The following is a 21008-nucleotide window of genomic DNA, read 5'->3' on the forward strand; positions in this document are numbered from 1 at the left end:
TGAGTCTGCATCGCGCCGGACCGCGTTCGATACCATACGTGGGTATGTTGTACAGGCGCTTTAGCGTGATGGACCCCAGCAAAAGGTATGGGCATTCAGTGAGCCGGGGAGACGACGGTACAGGCGCCATTGATGCGACTGACCCACCGCCATCGATTTAAGCTGATCCACCGCTTTCGCGAGCAAGCTCGCTCCCACAGGAAAGTCAGGGGGCATGTTTAAGCAGGGTCATTCCAGCGCTTGAACCACCAGTGCAGCCGGGAGATCGGTTTGCCCTCGGCGTCCAGTGGGCGGCCGTCCTGGGCGTAGGCTTGGGCCGGTTCCAGCAGTTGGCCGTTGAGGTAGCGGGCTTCGACCGCCGGGTTGCCGTTGGGGTGCAGGCGGCGGTAGCGGCCATCGCGCACACCGTCGCGATAGACCTCGGCTTCGGCCAGTTGCCCGTCGGGGAAGTAGTTGTTGGCCTCACCGTGCAGCAACCCGCGACGGTACGTTGCCTGGCGTTGCAAGCCGCCTTCGGCCGCATAAAAGCTCGCCACGCCCTGCAATTTTCCCTTTACGAACGGCAGGACCGCCGAGACCTTGCCATTGGGGTGATACAGGGTGCTGGTGCCCTGCAGTTCACCTTGGCTGTAGTTGAGTTTCGCCTGCGGGCGTTGAGCTTCTTCGATGTGCAGCGGGCCGTCGAGCCGGCCATCGACCAGTTGCCCGTCCAGCCGGCTGTCGCCGCGTTCCAGGTCCAGTCTTTTCGTGGTCATCGCCGTGCTCCCGTCAGTTGACCTTCACCAGGCCACCCTTGATGGTCAGCATGCCGCCGCCGTCCACCGTCTGTTCGGCGGCCGCCTTGTTCACCAGGCTGATGCCGGCGTCGTTGGTCAGGGTGGTGCCAGCCTTGTTTTCCAATGACGTCCCGGCCTGGTTGCTCAGGGCCGTGCCGGCTTTCTGGCTGATGGACGTGCTGGCCTGGGCTGCCAGGTCCGCGCCGCTCTTGATGGCGAAGCTGCCGCCGCTTTGCAGGGTCAGGGTGCCGCTGACCTTGATGGTCAGGTTGCCGTCCACCGTCAGGCTGTAATTGCCGGTGACCTTGTGGTCGTAGTTGCCGCCGGTGCTGTGGGTCTGGTCCGAGCCCACGGTGACGGTGCGGGTGTCCTTCACATCGAGGCTGTCGCTGCCGGTCTGGATGGTCACGCTGCGCTTGCCTTTCTCCAGGGTGACGGTTTCGTCGCCGTCCTTCACCGTGCGGGTGCGGGCGTTCTGCACCGTGAGGGTTTCGTCGTGGCCGACGGTGGCGGTGGTGTCGTTGAGCACGTTGATGTTGAAGTCCTTTTGCGCTTGGAGAAACACCTCTTCGGCGTCCTTCTTGTCTTCGAAGCGCAACTCGTTGAATCCGCCGCCGCCCTTGGACGAGTTGGTCTTGATTCCGGATTGGGTCTGGTTCGCCGGCAGCGCGTAAGGCAGGGCGTTGTCGCCGTTATAGACGCAACCGGTGACCAAGGGACGATCCGGGTCGCCGTCGATGAAGGTCACGATGACTTCCTGGCCGATTCGCGGCACGAACTGCATGCCAAAACCTTTGCCGCTCCAGGGCAGGACCACGCGCACCCAGCAGGAGGAAGTCTCGTCGTTCTTGCCGGTACGGTCCCAGGGGAACTGCAACTTGATCCGCCCGTATTCATCGGTCCAGATCTCTTCGCCGGCCTTGCCCACCACCACGGCCGTCTGGGTGTGCATGCGCGGTTTTGATGTGGTGCGGGCCGGTCGATAAGCGGTGGCCTTAGGGATCGCTTCGAAGCGATTGCGGTAGCTTTCATGGCTGGCTTCGTGGCTGACTGAGGTCACCACCCAGTCGATATTCAGCGTCGTGTCTTCATGGCCGGCGAGGGTGAACCAATACCCCGGCACCAACCAGCGACAGTCGCTCTCGCCGACAAAACGTTTCTCCTGGCTGCGCAGGCCGTCCACCCGCTGTTTGGTCAGTGCATCACCCTGGGCCTTGGCGTTGTAGCCGCCCGGATGTTCGTACATCGAGTTGGGTCCGGCCACGGCTTCGGCCTGGCTGAAGAGCGATGTGGTCGGCGTGGTGAATTCATAATCGGTGGCTTGGTAAACCCCGGCCACCGCCTGCAGGCACACCTGCCCTGAGCGGATGCCGTGCAGTTCCCGCTCGCCCATTCCCTGCCCGAGATAATTCACAGTCGGCCCGTTGGGAATCGGTGCGAAGGCGTCGTTGCTGTCGGCCAGCACCAGGGTGTGCTTACCGGCTTCATGGCTGAAGAACCAAAAGATCCCATCTTCTTCCAGCAGTCGGGAAACGAAGGCCAGATCGGTTTCGCCGTACTGGACGCAGTACTCCCTTGGCGTGTAACTGCCGCTGAGTTTGAGCTGGAAATCGGTAAACGCGTGGGCCTTGAAGATCGTGGTGACGATGTCCGAGGTGGCAAGGTTCTGGAACACGCGGTTATTGCTGGCAAGGCTCAGCCACCAGAGCCAGGGGCGCAGTACCAGTTGATAGCGCTCGGCGGTGGCGTCGGCGGGCAGTTGGCGGATTTCGGCGACCAGCCCATCCAGCGGGCGCAGCAGGGCGTCCTTGTGCAGGGTGGTGGTGACATGGCTGGCGACTGCGCTGGCGAGCGTCAGCGGGGCGCCGTCGATGACACCATTGAGGGTATGCGAGCCCAGGGCATTGAGGCTTTCCTCACCGGACAGCGATTCAGGATACAGCGCCGACAGCGTGGCGGCGGTGAGGGAGAGGGTGGTGTTGCTGTCGGTGGAGCGGGGCATCAGCGAGTGCCAAGCCGGATCTCAGGCCGGCTGTTATAGGTGATGTCACCGTTAAACATTCGAACCAACAGTTGACCGTCGACACCGTTGAGTCTGGCACCCAATACCGTCAGATCGATATCACTCAGATGAGTTGCGTTGTCCCCCCAATTCTCCAGATGGGTTTGGTAAGTTGAAAGCTTGAACCCCGTTAATGCATGTTCGAAATGTCGCACTCGTCCATTGAGCAGCTCGATAGATAATTTCCAATTCGGGTCATGATCATAGATCTGACCACCGCCTGTATCGTTCTGGAAACCGGCGTCTATCAAAATGATCGATAGCGGCAACCCGTCGGCATGGCAATGTTTGACAAGGTCGGCCGGACATTGCTGGTTACTGGCTTCGGGGGCGCCTTTATCGCCATTGATATGGCTGCCGGTGCTGATAAAGACAAGATGCCCGGGTTTCGGAGAGTTGATCTGTTGGCGCAAGCGAATGCTCAGAAGCAACATGACTTCCGGATCGAGGACTGGCACGAAGGGTAGGGATACCAAAAGCGTGTAGCTGCTCTCATTTGGCAGCAGCGTTTCCGAAGCGACTTTACCCTTGGCATTGGTCAGGAAGACATCTGCGTGTGCGGGAATCGGGTGTGCACCCAATAACGGGTTGATCTCCTGAACGATGAGAGGTATGGCATCTGCACAAGTCGTATGATCAGCCAAGTCGATAACTTTCGACTTTATAGACTTGAATGAAACAAATATCTGCATGGTCATTTACCCTTCATTCCAATACCCACTCCGCTAACTTTCCCGTCACCTGTGTCATCAGCACATTCTCGACATCTCGTGCTCCAGCCGCGCTGCACTTGGCGAGTACGGCCTTGACGATCCCAGCATCGAATTCGAACTGCTTGCCAGTCGCCGCCTTGTAACGCCCGCGCAATTTCTCCAGCTTCGCCAACACAATTCCTTCCAGCGTCGCCTCATCCAGCGGCCGGTACGCCACCACCGTCATGCGCGCCAGAAACGCCGGGCGGAACGCTTGCAGCAGCACCTTGTGCAAGGCTTCGTTGAAGGCGTCGGTGCCCAGTTGCGCCACCGGCGTGTCCAGCAGCAGTTCGGCACCGACGTTGCTGGTGGCGAGCATCACGGTGTTCTTGAAGTCCACCACCAGGCCGGTGCCGTCTTCCATCAGGCCCTTGTCGAAGACGTTGTAGAAGGCTTCGAGCACGTCCGGGTGGGCCTTTTCGATTTCATCCAGCAGCACCACGGAATAGGGTTTGCGCCGCACCGCTTCGGTGAGCACGCCACCGCTGCCGTAGCCGACGTAGCCGGGCGGGGCGCCTTTGAGTTGGCTGACGGTGTGGGCTTCCTGGTACTCCGAGAGGTTGATGCTGATCAGGTTGCGTTCACCGCCGTACAAGGCATCGGCCAAGGCGTAGGCGGTTTCGGTCTTGCCCACGCCGGTGGGGCCCACCAGCAGGAACACGCCGACCGGTTTCTGTGGGTCGGTGAGGCCGGCGCGGTAGGCTTGCAGGCGCTGGGCGATGGTGTTCAGCGCCGTACTTTGGCCCATGACTCGCTGGCCCATGCGCTGGCCGAGGGTGCGCACGGCGTGGGCTTCGTCGGCGAGCATCTTGCCCACCGGGATGCCGGTCCAGCCGGCGATCACGGCGGCGACGGTCTTGCTGTCCACCTGTTCGGGCACCAGCGGATCGTCCTGGCGAATGGCATCGAGGCCGGCTTCCAGGCGCAGCAGTTCGGCGGCCAGGTGGTCGATGCGGTTATCGACCTCGGTGTCGGCTTTTTCACTGTCGGCCCGTTCGCTCAGGGCCAGCAGTTCGCGCCGGGTGTCGAGCAGTTCGCGTACGGCTTCGCGCTCTTCGCCCCAGCGGGTTTCCAGCTCACGGATGGCCTGCACATTGCTGGTCGATTCGCCCTCCAGCAGGGTGATGCGCTCGCGGTGATCCAGGCCAGTGGCCTGTTCGCGGCGCAGGCGTTCGACTTCATCCTTGAGGCTGTTCTGCCGGTGGCGCAGGCTTTCCAGCGGCGGCGGCACGTCGTGTTGACCGAGGGCGACACGGGCGCAGGCGGTGTCGAGCACGCTGATGGCTTTGTCCGGCAACTGCCGCCCGGAGATGTAGCGGTGGGACAGTTTCACCGCCTCGTGGATGGCGGCGTCCAACACTTGCACGCCGTGGTGCTGTTCCAGTTTGCTCGCCACGCCGCGGAGCATTTCCACGGCGGTGAGTTCGTCCGGTTCTTCGACCTGCACCAACTGGAAGCGGCGGGCCAGGGCCGGGTCTTTCTCGAAATATTTCTTGTATTCCAGCCAGGTGGTGGCAGCCAGGGTGCGCAGTTCGCCCCGGGCCAGGGCCGGCTTGAGCAGATTGGCCGCATCGCTGCCGCCTTCCGCACCGCCGGCGCCGATCAGCGTGTGGGCTTCGTCAATGAACAGGATGATCGGTTTTTCGGCGCTGCGTACCGCGTCGATCACGCCCTTGAGGCGTTGTTCGAATTCGCCCTTGACCCCGGCGCCGGCCTGTAACAGGCCCAGGTCGAGGACGCGCAGGGTGACTTCCTGCAGCGATGGCGGCACATCCCCGGCGGCGATCCGCAGGGCCAGGCCTTCCACCACGGCGGTCTTGCCGACACCCGGCGCGCCCACCAGGATCGGGTTGTTCTGCCGGCGTCTGAGCAGGATGTCGATGCACTGGCGGATTTCGCCGTCGCGGCCGACGATGGGGTCGATGCGACCGTTCCGGGCGTCGGCGGTCAGGTCCTGGGTGTACTGGTCCAGCACCGGGTCCTGTTTCTGTGGCGCCTCGCCGGGCTTGGCCGGGCGCACGCCAGCGACATGCTCACGGGAGCTTTCGGTCCATTCCAATAGCTGGGCGCGCAGGGCGTCGCGGGGAATGCGCAGCAGCGACGAGGCACTGTTGAGCAGCAGGCTGCGGCGCTCATCACGGTCCAGCAGTGCCAGCAGCAACAGCCCGGAGCGAATGCTGTCCAGGCCCAACACGCTGGCCTGGACCACGGCATCTTCCAGCAGGCCGATGGTGTGCGCCGACAGGGCGGGCGTGCGGGTGCTGCCGGATTTGAACAGGTCCAGGGCCTTGTTGGTTTCCGCGGCCACCGCGTCACGTTCCAGGCCGAAACGCGGCAGCAGGCAGGCGAAGTCACCGCCCTCGATGTCGAGCAACTCCAACAGCAGGTGTTCGATTTCCACGTAGTGGTGGCTGCGCTGCATGCAGCGTTGCGCGGCCCGTTCCAGGGCGCGGCGGTTGTCCGGGTTGAGGCGTCCGATCAGGCTGGCCAGTTCCATTTCAGGCAATCTCCGGCTGGCGAAGGCGGGTTTCGATCCGTTGCACGGCCAGGCTTGGCTGGCGTTGCAGGCCACCGTTCCAGTTCAGCCGTGGCGCTGCCTGGCGACCCAGTTGCAGCGGGCCTGCACCGCGGACCAGCAGCACCAGGGTGCAGTCCAGGTCGGGGCCGAAATACAGGGCGTAAAGGCTGGCGAGCAGCGGATGGGTCTCGCCGGTGGGCAGCAATCCGCTGGCCTGGGCCGTGCTCAGCGGGCCGAGGGTCAGGCGCACGCCGGCATGTTCGTCCCAGACCCGGGTGCCGGCCACCGCGTTGCGGCCCAGGCGCAGGTTGCGCCCGCCCGGTTGCAGGCGGCTGCGACTGGCGGGCGGGATTTCACGCCAGCCACCTTCGTAGGCACTCAGTTCCACGGGCAAGCCGAACTGCTCGCGAACAATCGCCGCGAACCCGTCCAGGGAACGCCGGCCATCGGCGTACAGCGCGGTGCAGGCCAGGACCGCCGAGTCGGGGGCGGCCTGGCGCTCCTGCAAGGCCTTGGGCAGCAGGCCGATCAACGCTCGCAGTTGCGCGTGTACGGCGGACGCGCCTGGGGCGGTGAAACCGAGGGCGATGCGATGTTTGCGCATCACCTTGTAAAGCAGGCTGAGCAGGCGATGCTGGAACAGGTCGAGGAATTCCGCCGGGGCGTGATCCTTCGCCCGTGCTCGCTGTTGCAGCCATTCCTGGTAGGCGTAGGGCAGCGGGCCGTCCGGGCCTCCGAGGCCGAAGATCGGTGTGGTCAAGGTGGGCGGCAAGCCGGGTTCGTGGTCCAGGCTCTCGACTTCACTGGCGGCGAACAGCGGCGTCAAGGGCCCGCGCAGGCGCAAGGCTTCAGCGTGCGGCGCGGTGCCGCTGCCCAGGGGCTCGGCCTGGGGGTGTTCGCGTTCGAGCAACAACAGGGCCTGGAGCCATTCGAAGCGTTGCGGGTCGCGTCGCAGTCGCTCGCTCAGGTTCAGAGCACCAGGGGTTTGCCGGCTTGGGGTTGCCATGTCTTCACCTCCTTGTCGGACTGGACCAGCACCGTGCGTACGAAGCGGTTGGCAGTGGCGTAAAGGGAAAAGAACTGCGCCAGCACACCGGAGAAGAGCACGGCGCTGCTGCCGACAAAATGTTGCGGATCCAGGTGCAGGCGCACCTCCAGGCCGTTGCGCCAGCCGCGCCAGGCGTCTTCGCCGACATGGGCGATGACGCGCTCGCAGCCCAGTCCGGTGACCCCTTCGATCTGTCGGTGGGCGCTGGCTTCGTCCCGCAGGTTGTGCAATTCGAGAATCTCACGCAGTGCGTCCAGTGCCTGGGGGCCTTCGACCAGTGACAGATGGTTGAGGGTCAATTGCGACACCAGCCGCCAGCGCGATTCACCGTCCAGGCGCGGCAGGCTTTGCGGGCTGGGTGGGTTGCGCAGGCGCGCCCAGGCCACCGGTCCCGGGCGCTCGAAACCCAGCGGCGTACCGGCTGGCAGGCTTTGGGCCAGATGGCGGTTGGTGCACAGCAGTTCGGCGGTGAGGCTGTAGTCGCGGGTGTCGACCAGCGGGTCGAACCGGGTGTCCACCAGGCTGACCATCAAGTCGGTGCCCAGCCGGTTCGGGCTCATGCCGCTGACCCGGCGCGCATGCCAGTAGCAGGTTTGGTCGCTGCCATGCTGGCTGCCGTAGTAGGCCGGCACTTTGCGCACGCCCTGGCCGGAGATGGCGCGCATGCCCCGGATGCTGTGGATCTCGACGCTGTTTTCCCGGTGACTGTCGGCCACCAACCGGTACTCGCTACGGGTGCCATCCGGGCGCAGCGGCTCGGACGTGCGGGGGAACAGGTTGATCACCGGCGTACAGCCGAGGGCGATGTCGCTGGCCTGGAGCGGCAGGCGACTGCCGGGTGCCCGGTCGAACACGATGTACAGATACAAGGCCTGGCTGTCGCTGGTGGCGCCGGCCAGGGGCAGGTCGAAGAAACCGAATTTATCCGGGAAGGCAAAGTACTCGGCCAGCAGGCGCATGCCAGGGTGCACGCCGTCCTCGTCCGGCAACAAGACCTGGTCGCTGGCGAAGCCGACGATCTGCGGCAAGCCGGCCAACGGCTCCGGCACGCTGCCCGGCGCGCCGGCCAGGACCTTGATGGCGTGGGCACCCAGCAAATCGTACAGCCCGGCGTTGATCATCGGTGACGCCGCCAGGTGCACCCGCAGCGAGTCGATTCCCAGCGTCGACCACTGGCTTTCTCCCAGGCATCGCAATTCCAGGCGCAAGGCCGAACGGGCCTGGACCACCCCGGTCAGCGCCTGGGTTTCATCGCTGCCCAGCAGCAGCGCTTCGCTGACGTGGACTGGCCACAGATGTACGGCGGCCGTGGTGCGAAAATGAATGCTCTGGCCTGTGTCGGTGGTGACGAACAGCGGTGTGTCGCGGGGCAGCGGGTAGCCCTCGTTCAAGTTGCCTTTGCTCGGGTCGGGCTCGAACTGCACGATGGCACACGACGGCAAGGGCCGCATGGCCAGCGGGTAGAGCTGTTCGAGCAGGGCATCGCTGAATTCGGCGTAATCGTCGTCCAGCCGCCGTTGCAAGCGCGCGGCCAGCAGGGCGAACCCTTCCAGCAGGCGCTCGACGTGGGGGTCGGGGCATTCACCGGGGGACAGCTCCAGGCGCCGGGCGACCTTGGGATAACGCTCGGCGAACAGGCTCCCGGCGTGACGCAACCAGGTCAGCTCCCGTTGGTAATAGTCCAGCAGTTGCGGGTCAATCGAGTCGCTCATGGCGTACCTCCAGGCCGTCGCCGGCGGGCTCGATGACAAAGGCCACGGGCCAGGCATGCAGGTCGCCCCGCAACTCGCCCGACAGCCGAATGCACAGTTGCTGCGGATGGCCTGGCACCGGGCAGACCTGGACCTCGCCCAGACGCAGGCGAGGTTCGAAGTGGGTGATGGCCTGGCGGATTTCCCGGGTCAGTTGGCGCCGGTCATCGCTGCGCTGCTGTTGCAGCGCGGTCCAGTCGGCGATGCCGTAGTCGAGGATGCTCGGTGGATCGGTCAGCGCCCGTGGACCGCGTCGGGTATTGAACAGGCGCGACAGTTCGGCATGCACCGAGTCTTGCAACGCCTGTCGGTCGAACGCCCGCCCGGTGTCGTCCGCCGGGCTGGCCAGGCGTTCGAACAGGGGTGGGCGCAGCCCGAAGCCAGCCATGGGCGCGGCTGCCTTACTTGGTCATTTTGTTGGCGGCCAGGTCCCAGGTCGTGCCCGCCGTGCCTTCCTTGGTACCGTCGTCTTTCTGTGCGGTGAGTTCCCATTTGATCTTGGTGAAGTTCAGCGACAGGGTTTCCACCGGTTTGCCGCCGGTGCCGCCGCTGACACTGACGTTGGACAGCACGACGTTGGTCAGGGTGTAGATGATGAAGGGCATGAGTTTGCCGCTGCCCTCGGCGGCGTTGCGGCCGATGGTGATGACGGCTTGCGGGATTGGCTTGCCGGCGCAGCAATACTCATTGAGGGTGGGGGTGGAGCTGTCGACGAATTTGGTCAGGGTGAATTCGCCGATGTGGGGCCGGCCGGAGGTGCGCTCCGAGTTGCTGACGTCGTTGGTGACCTGCATTGCCACGTTATGGCTGTAGGACATGACCTCGATCTTGTCCGTGAACCCCTCCAGCAGGCTGTCGCCCTTGATGTCGCCGCCGAGGTCGAGAATGATTGCATCCATTGTGTGGAACTCCTGAAGTCGAGTGGGGTGTTACCCGATACCGATCCGTTAAAGATGAACGCTGAACCTGTGGCGAGGGAGCTTGCTCCCGCTGGGCTGCGCAGCAGTCCTAAAAAACAGGGCCGCTTCGCGCCCCGGCGGGAGCAAGCTCCCTCGCCACATAGCCACATAGCCACATAGCCACGCAGCGGTCAGGCAGCTACCGGCGGCGGCAGGGTCGCCACCAGGCGGATCGACGCGGTCAACTCCTCCAGTTGGAAGTGCGGCCGCAGGAACACCGTGGCCTTGTAGGCGCCGGGCTTGCCGGCCACCTCCGTCACGTCCACCCGGGCTTCGCGCAATGGGTACTGCGCCTTGATCTCTTGCGGCGCGTTGTCATTGATCAGCACGTAGTCGGCAATCCAGTTGTTGAGGTAGGTCTGCACGTTGTCGCGGGTCATGAAACTGCCGACCTTGTCACGCATGATCACCTTCAGGTAATGGGCAAAACGCGAAGCCGCGAGTACATACGGCAACATCGCCGAGATCCGCGCGTTGGCGTTGGCCTCGTTGGTGTTGTAGACCTTGGCCTTGTTGGTGGTCTGGCCGCCGAAGAACACCGCCACGTCGCTGTTTTTCTTGTGGCACAGGGAGATGAAGCCCAGGTCGTTGAGTTCTTTTTCGCGGCGGTCGGTGATCGCCACTTCGGTCGGGCATTTGAGCGACAGGTCCCCGGAGCTGGTACGGAAGGTATGGGCCGGCAGGCCTTCGACCGCGCCACCACCTTCGGCCCCGCGAATCGCCGCGCACCAGCCATATTTGGCGAAGGCTTCGGTAATGCGTTGCGCCAGCGTCCAGGCGGCATTGCCCCACAGGTATTTGCTATGGTCGGTGCCGTTGACGTCTTCGACGTAGTTGATGCCTTCCACCGGCAGCGTGTCCGGGCCGTAGGGCAGGCGCAGCAGGAAGTGCGGCAACACCAGGGACACATAACGCGAGTCTTCGCTTTCCCGGAAGGCGCGCCACTTGATCAGTTCCTGGCTCTCGAAAATCTTCGACAGGTCCCGGGGGATCGCCAGTTCGGTGAAGCTGGTCATGTCGAACAACCGCGGGCTGGCGGCGGCGATGAACGGGGCGTGCGCGGCAGCGGCGACGTTCGAGAGTTTTTCCAGCAGGCCGATGTCCTGGGGATGCCGGCCAAAGGTGTAGTCACCCACCAGCAGGCTGAACGGATGCCCGCCAAAGGTGCCGTATTCTTCTTCGTAGATTTTCTTGAACAGCGCGCTCTGGTCGAATTCGACGGCTTTTTCCAGGTCGTTCTGCAGTTCTTTCTGAGTGACGTTGAGCAGGCGCAATTTCAACCGGGTGCTGGTTTCGGTGTTCTGCACCAGCAGGTGCAGGCCGCGCCAGGAGGCTTCGAGTTTCTGCAGGTCGGGGTGGTGCAGCACTTCGTTGAGCTGGGCGCTGATCAACTCGTCGATCTGGCTGATGCGGTCGTTGATCATCGCCACCGTGTCCTTGTCGATGGCCATGCCTTCGTCGAGGACCTGGGTGGCGAATTCGGCCAGCATGTCGCGGGCGTAGTCTTGCTGGCTGTCGTCGTGGGCCATGCGGCCTTCGGCGATGATCTTGTCCAGCAGGGACAGGGTCTGGGTCGTGCTCTCGCTGGTTTGAGCGCTGGATGAAGCAGGCATGGCGGTATCTCCCTTGAATGATGCGCGCGATCAGGCCTGTGGTTCGGCCGGGGCAGGGTCATCGTTGGCGGCGACGGTCGGCAACTCCTGCGTCGCGTCCTGGGGCCGGGCCGACTTGATCTCCTGCAGGCCCTCGGTGTTGGCGATCACGTCACGCAGCAATTTGTCCAGGTCATCGTTGCCGTCGAGCTTGGTCAACAGATCCCGCAGGCGTTGGCGCGCTTCGAACAACCGACGCAACGGCGTGACCTGCTCCACGACCTTGACCGGGTCGAAGTCGTCGATGTGGCGGAAGTTGAGCTCGATGTTGAGCTTGCTGTCGTCGCCGCTGAGGGTGTTGTTCACCTGCAGCGTGGCGCGGGGGGAGATGGAGGCGAGCACCTCGTTGAAGTTGTCCCGATCGATTTCCGTGAAGCGCCGCTCATTGAGCTTGGGCAGCGGGTCCAACGGCTTGCCCGAGAGGTCGGCCAGAATGCCGACCACCAGTGGCAATTCTTTTTTCTCGATGGCGTTGCCGATTTCCACGTCATAGGTGATCTGGACGCGGGGAGGACGGACTCTGTCGAGCTTGTGCTGGGTACTTTCTGCCATGGCGGCCGACTCCGATGCATGTGTGGGAGCAATGCATCGGGAGTCCCGCTCATCGCATTCCCTTGCTGATCCGCAGGTTGCAAACGGGCGGCAGAAAACCTGTCATTCCCTTGACGAACCTGGTCCATTCAACCGTGTGGGTCGAACTACCCAAGACGCTAGAACAGGTCTATAAAAAAGCAAGCAAAAACAATTTTTGACCGCTGAGAAAAGGAAGATTCATTTTGCGTGGGTTTTTTTATGGATTTTTTTTGAGCCTGGCACTCACCGGTTGCTCGCTCTTTGCCCCCAGTGTCGACCTGGACAGCCTGACCCTGGACGTCGCGCCCCGGGCCAATGACGACACGCCGATCGCGGTGGATTTCATCGCGGTGAACGACCCGGACCTGCTCAAGCAGCTGTCGGGCATCACCGCCAGCCAATGGTTCGCCGAGCGCGAACAGTTCCAGCGCGACTATCGTCAACTCATGTCGGTGTGGGGGCTGGAGCTGGTCCCGGGGCAATTCATCGACCGCCAACCCTTCCCGTTGGAGGGCCGGCGCGCCGCTGGACTTTTGGTCTTCGCCAGCTATAACACTCCCGGAGCCCACCGGCTTCGGCTGGACGATCAGCGCAAGGCCTGGCTGAAGTTCGACAGTCGCGAGATGACCCTCGTCAACGATGGCCAGCGTGATGACCATCAGCCTTGAGTAAACCGCGGGCCGCCATGGGCGGCGACATTGGGATGTCGAAGGGAGTCGTATGAGTCTGTTACCTGACGCGGTGTGCTGGCATGAGGGCATGCAATTGCTGCCCCAGCATTTTCAATTGCAGGGGCTGCGTGCCGAGGCCTTGGCTGCGCATTTCGCCGGGGCCTGCAACCCTTGGTTCTGGGGCGTCAGCCAGTTGGAGGTCGACCCGTCGGCCCTCAGTGCCGGCCAGGTACGGCTGCTGCAATTGCAAGGGACCTTGCCGGATGGCTTGCCGGTCAACCTGCAGGCTGGCGTCGGGCCGACGCTGGAGCTGGACATCACCGAGGCCATCGACAAGACCGCCGACGCCACCGTGACCGTGTACCTGGCCGTCAGCCCACTGTGGCGCGCCGGGCAACTGCTGCCGCTCAAGGGCCGTTTGCAGTCGGTGGTCGGCGAGGCGTTGCCGGACCTCACCAGCGGTGAGTTTCCCGAATCGATCACTGTCTGGCGACCCAACCCGAGGTTGTGCACGCAACTGAGCAAGGCCGATTCGATCTGCCTGCCGTTGCTGCGCATCCGCAAGGAGGGCGGTGGCTTCTGGCGCGTGCCCTACACGCCACCAACGCCGGTCCTGTTGCCGGAATCGGTCCTCGGCCGGCGGGTCGCCGGGGTGTGTGCCCGGGCCCGGGAAAAGTGCATGTTCCTCGCCGGTCGCTTGCGTCAGGCCCAGGCGGCCGGCAACCAGGACGATGCCATGGAGATTCGTCGGCAATTGACCGCCTTGTGGGCGCGCTTGCCGGAAGTCGAAGGGGCGCTGAACACCCGCGTGGCGACGCCCCAGGCACTCTACGGTTTGCTGCTGGGGCTGGCCGGGAGCTGGTCGGCCCTCGATCCGCTGGCGGGCGTCCCGGCCTTCGCACCGTTGGATTTTCTCGAGTTGCAGCATGGCTACGAGCCGTTGCTGGATTGGCTGGAAACCACCCTGGAGCTGGTCCGTGCCGGCTATCGCAGCCTGGCCTTCGAGCGCAACGAGCAGGTCTTCTCGATCCAGTTGCCGGACGACCAGCCGGATCAACGCCTGGTGATCGGCCTGCGCATGCCCAACGGTGCCAGCGAGCAGGCGGCGGCCGACTGGTTGCGCGGGGCGATCATCGCGTCGGCGCGCCACGTCCCGCTGCTGAGCCGGCAACGCATGAGCGGTTTGTCCCACCAGGCCATGAGCCGCAACGAACAGGTGGCCTACAGCGTCGGCGACGACACCCGTTTGTTCGTGGTGGCCGCCAGCGGGCAATGGTTCGACGGGCAATTGCCGCTGCACATCGTGGCACCGGCATCGGCCCAGGCCAGCAGCCCGTGGCAAGTGGTGTTGTTCGTGGCGCAAGCCAGTGAAAGTGCCTGATCGCAAAAGGGGAGTCGTATGCCTGACGGAAGTGGCGGGGCGGTTCGGAGTCTGCATGAGGCGCCGCTGAGCAGCGCTTTTCGCCAGGCCTGGCTGAAGTGGTCCCAGGAGTGGCAAGACTTGCCCAGGGACAGCGACCCCGCGGTTTTGGTCAACCGGGTGGTGGAGTTTTCCGGGCGCAGTGCCCAACGCCTGTGGCGGGTGGCCTTCGCCACCGTCGGCGATGCGGCCACCGAGCAGGTCAAGGCGCTGGTCTATGCCTTCGTCGCGCTGGTGGACGAAACCCTGTTGTTCAGCCCTTGGCCCGGCCAACTGGCCTGGCAGCAGCACCCCCTCGAATCACGCATGTATGCCAGTCGCCAGGCCGGCGAGCGCTTGCCGGCGGCGATCAAGAAATTGCTGGACGAGCAGATGCCTGGTACCCGGGACCTGGCGAACGTCTACCTGCAGTGCCTGATCCTGGGGTTCCAGGGGCGATTGCGGGGCGAGCCCGGTCAGGTCCAGCAGGCCAAGTGGCGCGCGGCGCTGTTCACCTTCGCCTGGCAACACGACCCCGATTACCTCGACGTCAGCCAGCGCCTGGCGTTGGCTGCGGCCGCGCCGCCAGTGCGCATGCCGGTGCAGCAGTCGTTGCCGGACGGCTTGCGCCTGGGGCTGGCGATCCTGGCGATGGTGTTGTTGCTGACCGGCTTGGGGCAGGTGTTCTGGCGTGACATCCGTTTGGAACTCGAGCCGGTGTTGCAACTGAACGAGTCGGCGGTGGTTCAGGAGCAGGATTCATGAGCACCCTGAGCATCGTTGCCCTGGTATTGATCGCCATCGTCGTGGTGCTGTTGATCGCGGCCCTGATCTGGTGGCTGCGGACCCAGGGCGGGGCGGCGATCCGCAGTTTCTATGGGGCGGTGCGCCACATGGAACAGGAGCAGGGCACCCGGGACCGCTATCAGATGCCCTGGCTGATGATGCTCGGCAATGAAACCGACGGTGCCCGACTGTGTGCCCAGTGGCGCTTGCAACCGACCGACAAGGCGGCCTGGTTCGGGCGCTGGTTTTCCGATGCCGAAGGCGCGGTGCTGGTGGTGCCCCAGGCGTTGTTCCTGCCCGATGAAGGCATGAACCGGCAACGGGGCAACTGGTGGCGCCTGCTCGGGCTGATGTTGCGCTTGCGCAGCAAACGGCCATTGGATGCGGTGATCTGGACCGTGCCGTTCAGCACCCTCGATGACATCGAGCACACCACCGAGCTGAGCCTCAAGGTCCGGCGCTGCTTCATCGACCTTTTGCAACGCTTCGGTCTCAGCCTGCCGGTGTATGTGGTGATGACCGGGATGGAAGAACTGCCCGGGTTCCAGGAACTGGTCAGTGCGCTGCCCGCCGAGGCACGGGAGTCGATGCTGGGCTGGTCGTCGCCGTATTTGCCGGATGCGGCGTGGCAGTCGCAGTGGAGTGATCAGGCCCTGGACCAGGTCAACGCCGCGCTGTCGCAGTCGATCATCGAGATCGGTGCGCTGTCGGGACAATTGGGTAACGATCTCTATGGTTTGCCGGAGCGTTTCGAAGGCTTGCGGCGGGCCTTGCAGATCCTGCTGGAGCCGGTGTTCCAGGGCAACGCCCAAGGTGAAGCGCCGCGCTTTCGCGGGGTGTATTTCACCGCCAGCCAGGCGCCGGCCGTCAGTGACGACGGGTTGACCGCCGCCGACAGCGCCCAGGGGCAAACCGTGTTCGCCCGGCAATTGTGGTCGCGGCGGCTGGTGGCCGAGCGTGGCCTGGCCCAGCCTGTGCCACGGCTGTTGCGCTTGCGCCAGCGTGGGCATCGGTTGGCCGCGGCGGTGGCGTTGGTGGTGGGCCTGGTCTGGCTGGGGGGCATGGTCTGGGTCTGGCACGATTCGGTGGAGCAAGCCGAAGGGTTGTCGCGGTTGATCCTCAGCGCCCATAAGAACCACCTCGTCGTCGACCCCGACGAACCCCAACTGGAGCCGACCCGGCACAACGTGCAGAACTACTGGAACGTGTTGGAAAAAGCCCCGAGCTGGCGCTTCGTTTCGGTGGTCTTTCCCACCTCGTGGTTTTCTTCCGTGGACACGCAACTGGAGAATGGGTTACGCCTGACCGCCCGGCATCATTGGATCTTGCCATTGCGGGATCTGTTGAACGCAGACCTGGAGCAACTCAAGTCCATCCGCAACACCGAGCGCCGGGGCAACGTCGAGAGTGAAGACCCGGCGCAATGGCAGAGCTACGTGAAGGCCAAGGCACTGGTGGACCTGGCGGTACGCCTGGAACAGCACAACCAGATGTTCAGCCAGGTGGTGAACGACCCCAAGGCGCCGCTGGACGAACTGGTGCAACTGAGCAATACCGCGTTGTCCCTGGGACTCAACACCGGCACCTTGAGCCGCGCACATTTCTACAACCGGGTGCTGTTCGATGCCCAGAACAGTGATTTGAAAGGGTTGGACCTGAACGCCGCGCGCCCGGTGATCTCCGATAACTTCACCGGCCTGATGCAGCGCTGGCTGGACCATTACTTCCTGGCGGACAACTTCGTGCGCCAGGCCGGTTACCTCAAGCTGCACTTGCAACGGCTGGAGGCCGGCAGCGGCAATTCCTTGAATGAACTCGAAGACTTGATGGCGCTGATCGACGATTTGCAGACGCTGGTCAGCCTGACCAATTCGGCCTGGGGCCGAGGCAAGGGCCAGGACCTGGTGCCCGGCTACAGCCAGATGCTGGACAAGGTCAGTCACAGCGCTTTGCTGGGGCCGGATATCGAGCAGGACCTGGAGAGCCAGGCGGCGAAGTTGCAGCAGAGTTTTCGTGACCAGTGGATCGTCCAGACCGGCTCCCGGGACAACCTGCTGGTGCAACAGGGCAGCGGCCTGCTGGTTTTGCAGGACCATGTCACGGCGCTGGACGGTGCGGTGCAGGCATTGTTCAAGCGCGATTTCGTGGCGTTGGCCATGCAGAAGGATCCGTCGGACAGCAACCCCGATGCGATGGGCCAGGGCGATGGCAGTGATGATTTCAGCGTCGCCCTGAACTACTTCGCCAGCTACAAGAGCTATGCCAGCGAAGAACTGCCGCGCATTCCGCCGGATTACCGTGACGCGCTGATGCAGGCCGCCGAAGGCGCTGCCGCACGGGCCATGTGGTTGAGCCTGGATGAAAGCGACGCGTCGTTGCCCGGCATGGGTTTCAATGTGCAAACGACCCAGGCCGTGGCGCTGCAGAAAGCCTTCATGGATGTGCACCGCGGCGACCTGGCGATCCGTTTCCAGCGTCTGCTCAATCGCCGGGCATTGGCGCAGATCAAGAGTGGCCTGGACGAAATCGATGCCCAGCCGCTGTTCAGCCAGCGGGCCGATGTCCAGCGCTGGGACGGTTCGAAGAACTTCGGCTTGCAGCTGTACGGTGCCAGCGATCCACAAGACTTGAAGCTGAGCCTGAGCCAGCAGTTCGGTGTGATGCTGCAGGTCGCCGAACAGCGAATGCCTGCCCTGGAATGGCTGATCGTCCAGCAGGACAACCTGTCGGCCCTGGAGCACGACCAGGTGGCGCGCTTCATGGCCCTCAACGATGAATTGCTCAAGTACAAGAACCAGAATCCGGCCAGCTCGGCGGCCCAATTGGAGCAATTGGTGAGCCGGGACTTCATCACCATGGACACCACGTCCTGTGCGCAGATCTTGCAGACCTCCAGCCTGCCCAGCGGGCGCGGTGACCTGGCCCAGCGCACGGTCGCGTTGCAGCAGGGCGCCCTGCAACGGTGCCTGTACCTGCAACAGAACCAGGCGGCGAGCGCCTGGAATGACGTGGCCAATTATTTCAATCAATACCTGGCCGGGCGTTTTCCGTTCGCCCAGGATGTGCGCGCCAGCGATGCCGACCCGGCGCGGGTCCAGCACCTGCTGGAGCTGATCGACACACGCCTGCCCCTGGCCCAGGCCGGACTGGTGTTGAGCCAGACGCCGGAGCGCCTGGCGGCCGAGGATTTTCTCAACCGTTTGAAACAGGCCGGCACCTGGCTCGGGCCGCTGTTCGTGCGCGACAAGAGTGGCATTCTGGGGGTGGAGATGGACGTGCGCTGGCGGACCGATCGTGATGAAGAGCGCGGCGCTGACCAGGTGATCGCCTGGAGCCTGGACGCCGGCAACCAACAGATCAGCTACCCCGGCGGCGGCCAGCAGAACCTGCGGTGGATGGTCGGCCAGCCCGTGCGCCTGACCTTGCGCTGGGCCCGCAACGGCTACCAGCGTCCGGCCAACGATCCATTGCAACCGAACCTGGTGGTGCGCGACCTGGAGGCTGGCTGGGAGTACCAGGGGCCGTGGTCATTGCTGCGCCTGATGCGCGCGCTGGGATCGGCCCAGCGTCAGCCGAATGTCGACTACACCGATTTTCCCCTGGCCCTGCAACTGCCGGTCACTGCCCAGACCCAGGCCCGCACGGCGGAGCAGACACTGATGTTCGTGCGCCTGTCGCTGATGAGCCAGGGCTCCAAGCTGCCATTGTCGATCCCGCCGCTGCCGACGCGGGCACCCCGTTCACCTTTCATGGCGACCTCATCGAGCCCCGCCATCGCCACCCGTGAGGAGGGCCTGTGAGCGTGCCGATATCGCCTTTGCCCGAGTTGGTCACTCAGTTGCTCGAGCCGATCAGTGCCGAGTCACCCTGTGGTCTCGACCTGCGCTACGAGCCGGAATACGACCAACTGCGCGAATTGCGCCGGGAGGACGACACCAGCTTGCCCACCGGTGTGTGGCAGTCTTCGATCAAGCGCGCCCTGTGGCCGGACCTGGAACGGCTCGCGACCACGCTGCTGCTGGAGCGCAGCAAGGACTTGATGATCAGTGCCTGGCTGGGAGAGGCCTGGTTGCATCGGGCCGGGCTGGAGGGGTTGCCGGGCAGCCTGGCGCTGGTGGCGGGGTTGTGTGAACGCTATCCGGAGCAGTTGCATCCCCAGGCCGATGAAGGCGACCAGTCGTGGCGAGTGATCCCCTTGGAGTGGCTGGCCCGGCGCTACAGCGAAGTGTTGCTGACGCGGGTGCCATTGCTCGATGGCCGGGACCCGGCGTTTGCCAGTTTCTGCCTGGACGACTGGCAACGCTTGCAACGTCAGCAAGTATTGGTCAACGACAGCAAGAACGCCAAGGCGTCGGCGGAAGCGGCGCGCAACGAGCAAAAGAAACTCAGCGAACTGATTCGCGGCACCCCCTTGTCGTTCTGGTTGCATCGCCAGGGCAGCCTGATGTTGAGCCTGCAGCACCTGCAACGGCTCGAAGCCTGGAGCGACGCTTACCTGGGCAACCTGGCCCCGGGCTACAAATCCCTGCAGGACGTGATCCAGGCGTTGCTGACACTGGTAGAGGAGTTCATCGCGATGCACCCACAACAACCCACCGTCGTGCCGGTGCAAACGCCCCCGGCGACGACGTCGACGCCCCAGCCGCAGGCGGCTGCCCAGGTCTTCCAGGAACCGGCCAATCGTGAAGAGGCCTACCGACAACTTCTGGTGATCGCCGGTTACCTGGCCCGTACCGAGCCCCACAGCCCGGTGCCCTACCTGATCCGGCGTGGTGTGGAGTGGGGCAACAAGCCGCTGAGCGAACTGCTGGGCGAACTGATCAGTGCCGATGCCGAATCCCGGCGGTTATGGACCTTGCTGGGCGTGCTTTAACGCTGCGCGTCGGGTAGCGGCACCGGCGTCAACACCGGTTTGCCGGCAAAGAACGCGTTCAGGTTCTGGCCGACCAACTCCACCGTGCCACGCGTCGCTTCCGGCGACAGTCCGGCCACATGGGGCGTCAGTACCACGTTGGGCAGGTTTTTCAGCGCGTCCGGCACTTCGGGTTCGTGATCGAACACGTCCAGGGCCGCGCCGGCGATCCGCCGCTGTTCCAGGGCGCTGATCAGGTCGGCGGTGGCGACCACACTGGCGCGGGCGATGTTCACCAGGAAGCCATGGGGGCCCAGGGCGTCGAGGGCCTGTTTGTTGATCAACTGCCGGGTATCCAGGCCGCCGGGGGTGGCGACGATCAGGAAGTCCGAGACCCGGGCCAGTTCCGTGGGCGTGGCGCAGAAGGTGTAGGGCACGTCGTTGCGCAGCCGGCGATTGTGGTAGCTGACGCTCATGTCGAAGCCGAGGGCGGCGCGCTTGGCAATGGCCATGCCCACCGCGCCCAGGCCCAGCACGCCCAGGCGCTTGCCGGCCAGGGAAGGGCGCATGACCTTGGCCCACTCGCCACGGCGCACACTCGCATCGGCCCGGGGGATGTCGCGCACCAGCGCCAGCAGCAGTGCCATGGCATGGTCGGCCACCGACGACGCGTTGACCCCGGCGCCATTGGTTACCACGATGCCCCGCTGGCGCGCGGCCTGCAGGTCCACCTGCTCGTAACCGGCACCGATCACGCAGATGATTTGCAGATTGGGCAGGGCGCCGATTTCTTCCGCCGTCAAACCCAGGGGGCCGCGGGTCAGTACCGCACTGAAGCGTTCACCGTGTTCGAAAATCGCTGTCTTGCGTTCGGCCGGCGTGGGCGCCAATTCCAGGTGGTAACCCTGCCGTTCGAGAATCGGCAGGTATTCATTGACGGTTTCAACCAGTACCAGAACGGTTGCGGTCATGCTGGGCTCCTGTGGGCGCTGGATCGATTGTGGCTATTCAACCTGATTGTAGGAGCCGGGGGCAGGGGGGCTTGGCTTTTTATGTGCATTTCGGTTGCCGTGGTGCCTTTGTGTGGGCGCCTGACAGACGGCCTGTCTCGCTGCTTGTACTCCGATCCAATGGTGGGAGCGAGCTTTGTGGGAGCAAGGCTTGCCCGCGATAGCAGCGCCTCGGTAGCAACTTGCACCCCGAGTCGCC

General features: G+C 64.0%; 16 protein-coding genes. 5 read left to right on the forward strand and 11 right to left on the reverse strand.

All coding sequences use genetic code 11. The features are described from left to right. Positions 1-218: 218 nt before the first annotated feature. The 10 genes from J4E53_RS04635 to tssB form a co-directional block, all read right to left on the reverse strand. Entirely contained in the window at positions 219-755 is a 537-nt protein-coding gene (locus J4E53_RS04635) for a toxin-antitoxin system YwqK family antitoxin (RefSeq protein ID WP_060741939.1), read from the reverse strand. Positions 756-768: 13 nt separating this feature from the next. Beyond that, positions 769-2778: a type VI secretion system tip protein VgrG gene (tssI, locus tag J4E53_RS04640; RefSeq protein WP_103308068.1), complete on the reverse strand. Its 2010-nt coding sequence runs from the start codon at positions 2776-2778 to the stop codon at positions 769-771. Beyond that, complete coding sequence (locus J4E53_RS04645) at positions 2778-3536, reverse strand: hypothetical protein (protein WP_103308067.1); 759 nt, start codon at positions 3534-3536, stop codon at positions 2778-2780. The genes tssI and J4E53_RS04645 overlap by 1 nt, the downstream gene beginning before the upstream one ends. A gap of 7 nt (positions 3537-3543) precedes the next feature. Beyond that, positions 3544-6087, reverse strand: coding sequence for a type VI secretion system ATPase TssH (gene tssH / locus J4E53_RS04650; protein ID WP_103308066.1), 2544 nt, complete (start codon positions 6085-6087; stop codon positions 3544-3546). 1 nt (position 6088) lies between these two features. Then, on the reverse strand, positions 6089-7114 hold the full coding sequence (tssG, locus tag J4E53_RS04655) for a type VI secretion system baseplate subunit TssG (RefSeq protein WP_103308065.1): 1026 nt from the start codon (positions 7112-7114) through the stop codon (positions 6089-6091). After that, a complete protein-coding gene (tssF, locus tag J4E53_RS04660) occupies positions 7078-8868 on the reverse strand; it encodes a type VI secretion system baseplate subunit TssF (RefSeq protein WP_103308064.1) in 1791 nt (596 codons plus the stop codon). The genes tssG and tssF overlap by 37 nt, the downstream gene beginning before the upstream one ends. Beyond that, positions 8852-9295, reverse strand: coding sequence for a type VI secretion system baseplate subunit TssE (gene tssE, locus J4E53_RS04665; RefSeq protein ID WP_060741945.1), 444 nt, complete (start codon positions 9293-9295; stop codon positions 8852-8854). Before tssE ends, tssF begins: the two co-directional genes overlap by 17 nt. Before the next feature lie 13 nt (positions 9296-9308). Further along, the gene (locus J4E53_RS04670) at positions 9309-9806 is read right to left on the reverse strand and encodes an Hcp family type VI secretion system effector (RefSeq protein WP_046063980.1); all 498 of its coding nucleotides are present in this window, start codon (positions 9804-9806) and stop codon (positions 9309-9311) included. Between the two features lie 191 nt (positions 9807-9997). Continuing rightward, positions 9998-11479 carry a type VI secretion system contractile sheath large subunit gene (gene tssC, locus J4E53_RS04675; RefSeq protein ID WP_060741946.1) on the reverse strand — a complete coding sequence of 494 codons (1482 nt, stop codon included), beginning with the start codon at positions 11477-11479 and terminating at the stop codon, positions 9998-10000. Positions 11480-11509: 30 nt separating this feature from the next. Continuing rightward, the gene (gene tssB / locus J4E53_RS04680; protein WP_060741947.1) at positions 11510-12070 is read right to left on the reverse strand and encodes a type VI secretion system contractile sheath small subunit; all 561 of its coding nucleotides are present in this window, start codon (positions 12068-12070) and stop codon (positions 11510-11512) included. A 224-nt stretch (positions 12071-12294) separates the two neighbouring features. Here tssB and J4E53_RS04685 point away from each other — a divergent pair, with 224 nt between their 5' ends. From J4E53_RS04685 to tssA, 5 genes are read left to right on the forward strand one after another with little or no spacing between them, the layout of a single operon-like run. Further along, a complete protein-coding gene (locus J4E53_RS04685) occupies positions 12295-12759 on the forward strand; it encodes a hypothetical protein (protein WP_060741948.1) in 465 nt (154 codons plus the stop codon). Positions 12760-12811: 52 nt separating this feature from the next. After that, positions 12812-14143 carry a type VI secretion system baseplate subunit TssK gene (gene tssK / locus J4E53_RS04690; RefSeq protein ID WP_060741949.1) on the forward strand — a complete coding sequence of 444 codons (1332 nt, stop codon included), beginning with the start codon at positions 12812-12814 and terminating at the stop codon, positions 14141-14143. Between the two features lie 18 nt (positions 14144-14161). Further along, positions 14162-14926: a DotU family type IV/VI secretion system protein gene (locus tag J4E53_RS04695; protein WP_103308063.1), complete on the forward strand. Its 765-nt coding sequence runs from the start codon at positions 14162-14164 to the stop codon at positions 14924-14926. Continuing rightward, the gene (locus tag J4E53_RS04700) at positions 14923-18747 is read left to right on the forward strand and encodes a type VI secretion protein IcmF/TssM N-terminal domain-containing protein (RefSeq protein ID WP_103308062.1); all 3825 of its coding nucleotides are present in this window, start codon (positions 14923-14925) and stop codon (positions 18745-18747) included. The genes J4E53_RS04695 and J4E53_RS04700 overlap by 4 nt, the downstream gene beginning before the upstream one ends. Beyond that, on the forward strand, positions 18744-19820 hold the full coding sequence (tssA, locus tag J4E53_RS04705; protein ID WP_060741952.1) for a type VI secretion system protein TssA: 1077 nt from the start codon (positions 18744-18746) through the stop codon (positions 19818-19820). Before J4E53_RS04700 ends, tssA begins: the two co-directional genes overlap by 4 nt. On the opposite strand, the gene J4E53_RS04710 is transcribed toward tssA, so the two are convergent. Further along, positions 19817-20770 carry a 2-hydroxyacid dehydrogenase gene (locus J4E53_RS04710; protein WP_060741953.1) on the reverse strand — a complete coding sequence of 318 codons (954 nt, stop codon included), beginning with the start codon at positions 20768-20770 and terminating at the stop codon, positions 19817-19819. The two genes, tssA and J4E53_RS04710, sit on opposite strands and share 4 nt — an antisense overlap. Between the last annotated feature and the right edge of the window lie 238 nt (positions 20771-21008).

Origin of the sequence: Pseudomonas sp. FW305-28, from assembly GCF_017351395.1 — a bacterium.
GTDB lineage: Bacteria > Pseudomonadota > Gammaproteobacteria > Pseudomonadales > Pseudomonadaceae > Aquipseudomonas > Aquipseudomonas fluorescens_AA.

What these genes read in the sequence shown, in the direction of transcription:
- tssE (WP_060741945.1), bottom strand. Translation starts at nt 9,295, where the DNA reads ATGGCTGGCTTCGGGCTGCGCCCACCCCTGTTCGAACGCCTGGCCAGC.
- tssF (WP_103308064.1), bottom strand. Translation starts at nt 8,868, where the DNA reads ATGAGCGACTCGATTGACCCGCAACTGCTGGACTATTACCAACGGGAG.
- tssC (WP_060741946.1), bottom strand. Translation starts at nt 11,479, where the DNA reads ATGCCTGCTTCATCCAGCGCTCAAACCAGCGAGAGCACGACCCAGACC.
- J4E53_RS04710 (WP_060741953.1), bottom strand. Translation starts at nt 20,770, where the DNA reads ATGACCGCAACCGTTCTGGTACTGGTTGAAACCGTCAATGAATACCTG.
- J4E53_RS04635 (WP_060741939.1), bottom strand. Translation starts at nt 755, where the DNA reads ATGACCACGAAAAGACTGGACCTGGAACGCGGCGACAGCCGGCTGGAC.
- tssI (WP_103308068.1), bottom strand. Translation starts at nt 2,778, where the DNA reads ATGCCCCGCTCCACCGACAGCAACACCACCCTCTCCCTCACCGCCGCC.
- tssB (WP_060741947.1), bottom strand. Translation starts at nt 12,070, where the DNA reads ATGGCAGAAAGTACCCAGCACAAGCTCGACAGAGTCCGTCCTCCCCGC.
- tssK (WP_060741949.1), top strand. Translation starts at nt 12,812, where the DNA reads ATGAGTCTGTTACCTGACGCGGTGTGCTGGCATGAGGGCATGCAATTG.
- J4E53_RS04670 (WP_046063980.1), bottom strand. Translation starts at nt 9,806, where the DNA reads ATGGATGCAATCATTCTCGACCTCGGCGGCGACATCAAGGGCGACAGC.
- J4E53_RS04645 (WP_103308067.1), bottom strand. Translation starts at nt 3,536, where the DNA reads ATGACCATGCAGATATTTGTTTCATTCAAGTCTATAAAGTCGAAAGTT.
- tssH (WP_103308066.1), bottom strand. Translation starts at nt 6,087, where the DNA reads ATGGAACTGGCCAGCCTGATCGGACGCCTCAACCCGGACAACCGCCGC.
- J4E53_RS04700 (WP_103308062.1), top strand. Translation starts at nt 14,923, where the DNA reads ATGAGCACCCTGAGCATCGTTGCCCTGGTATTGATCGCCATCGTCGTG.
- J4E53_RS04695 (WP_103308063.1), top strand. Translation starts at nt 14,162, where the DNA reads ATGCCTGACGGAAGTGGCGGGGCGGTTCGGAGTCTGCATGAGGCGCCG.
- tssG (WP_103308065.1), bottom strand. Translation starts at nt 7,114, where the DNA reads ATGGCAACCCCAAGCCGGCAAACCCCTGGTGCTCTGAACCTGAGCGAG.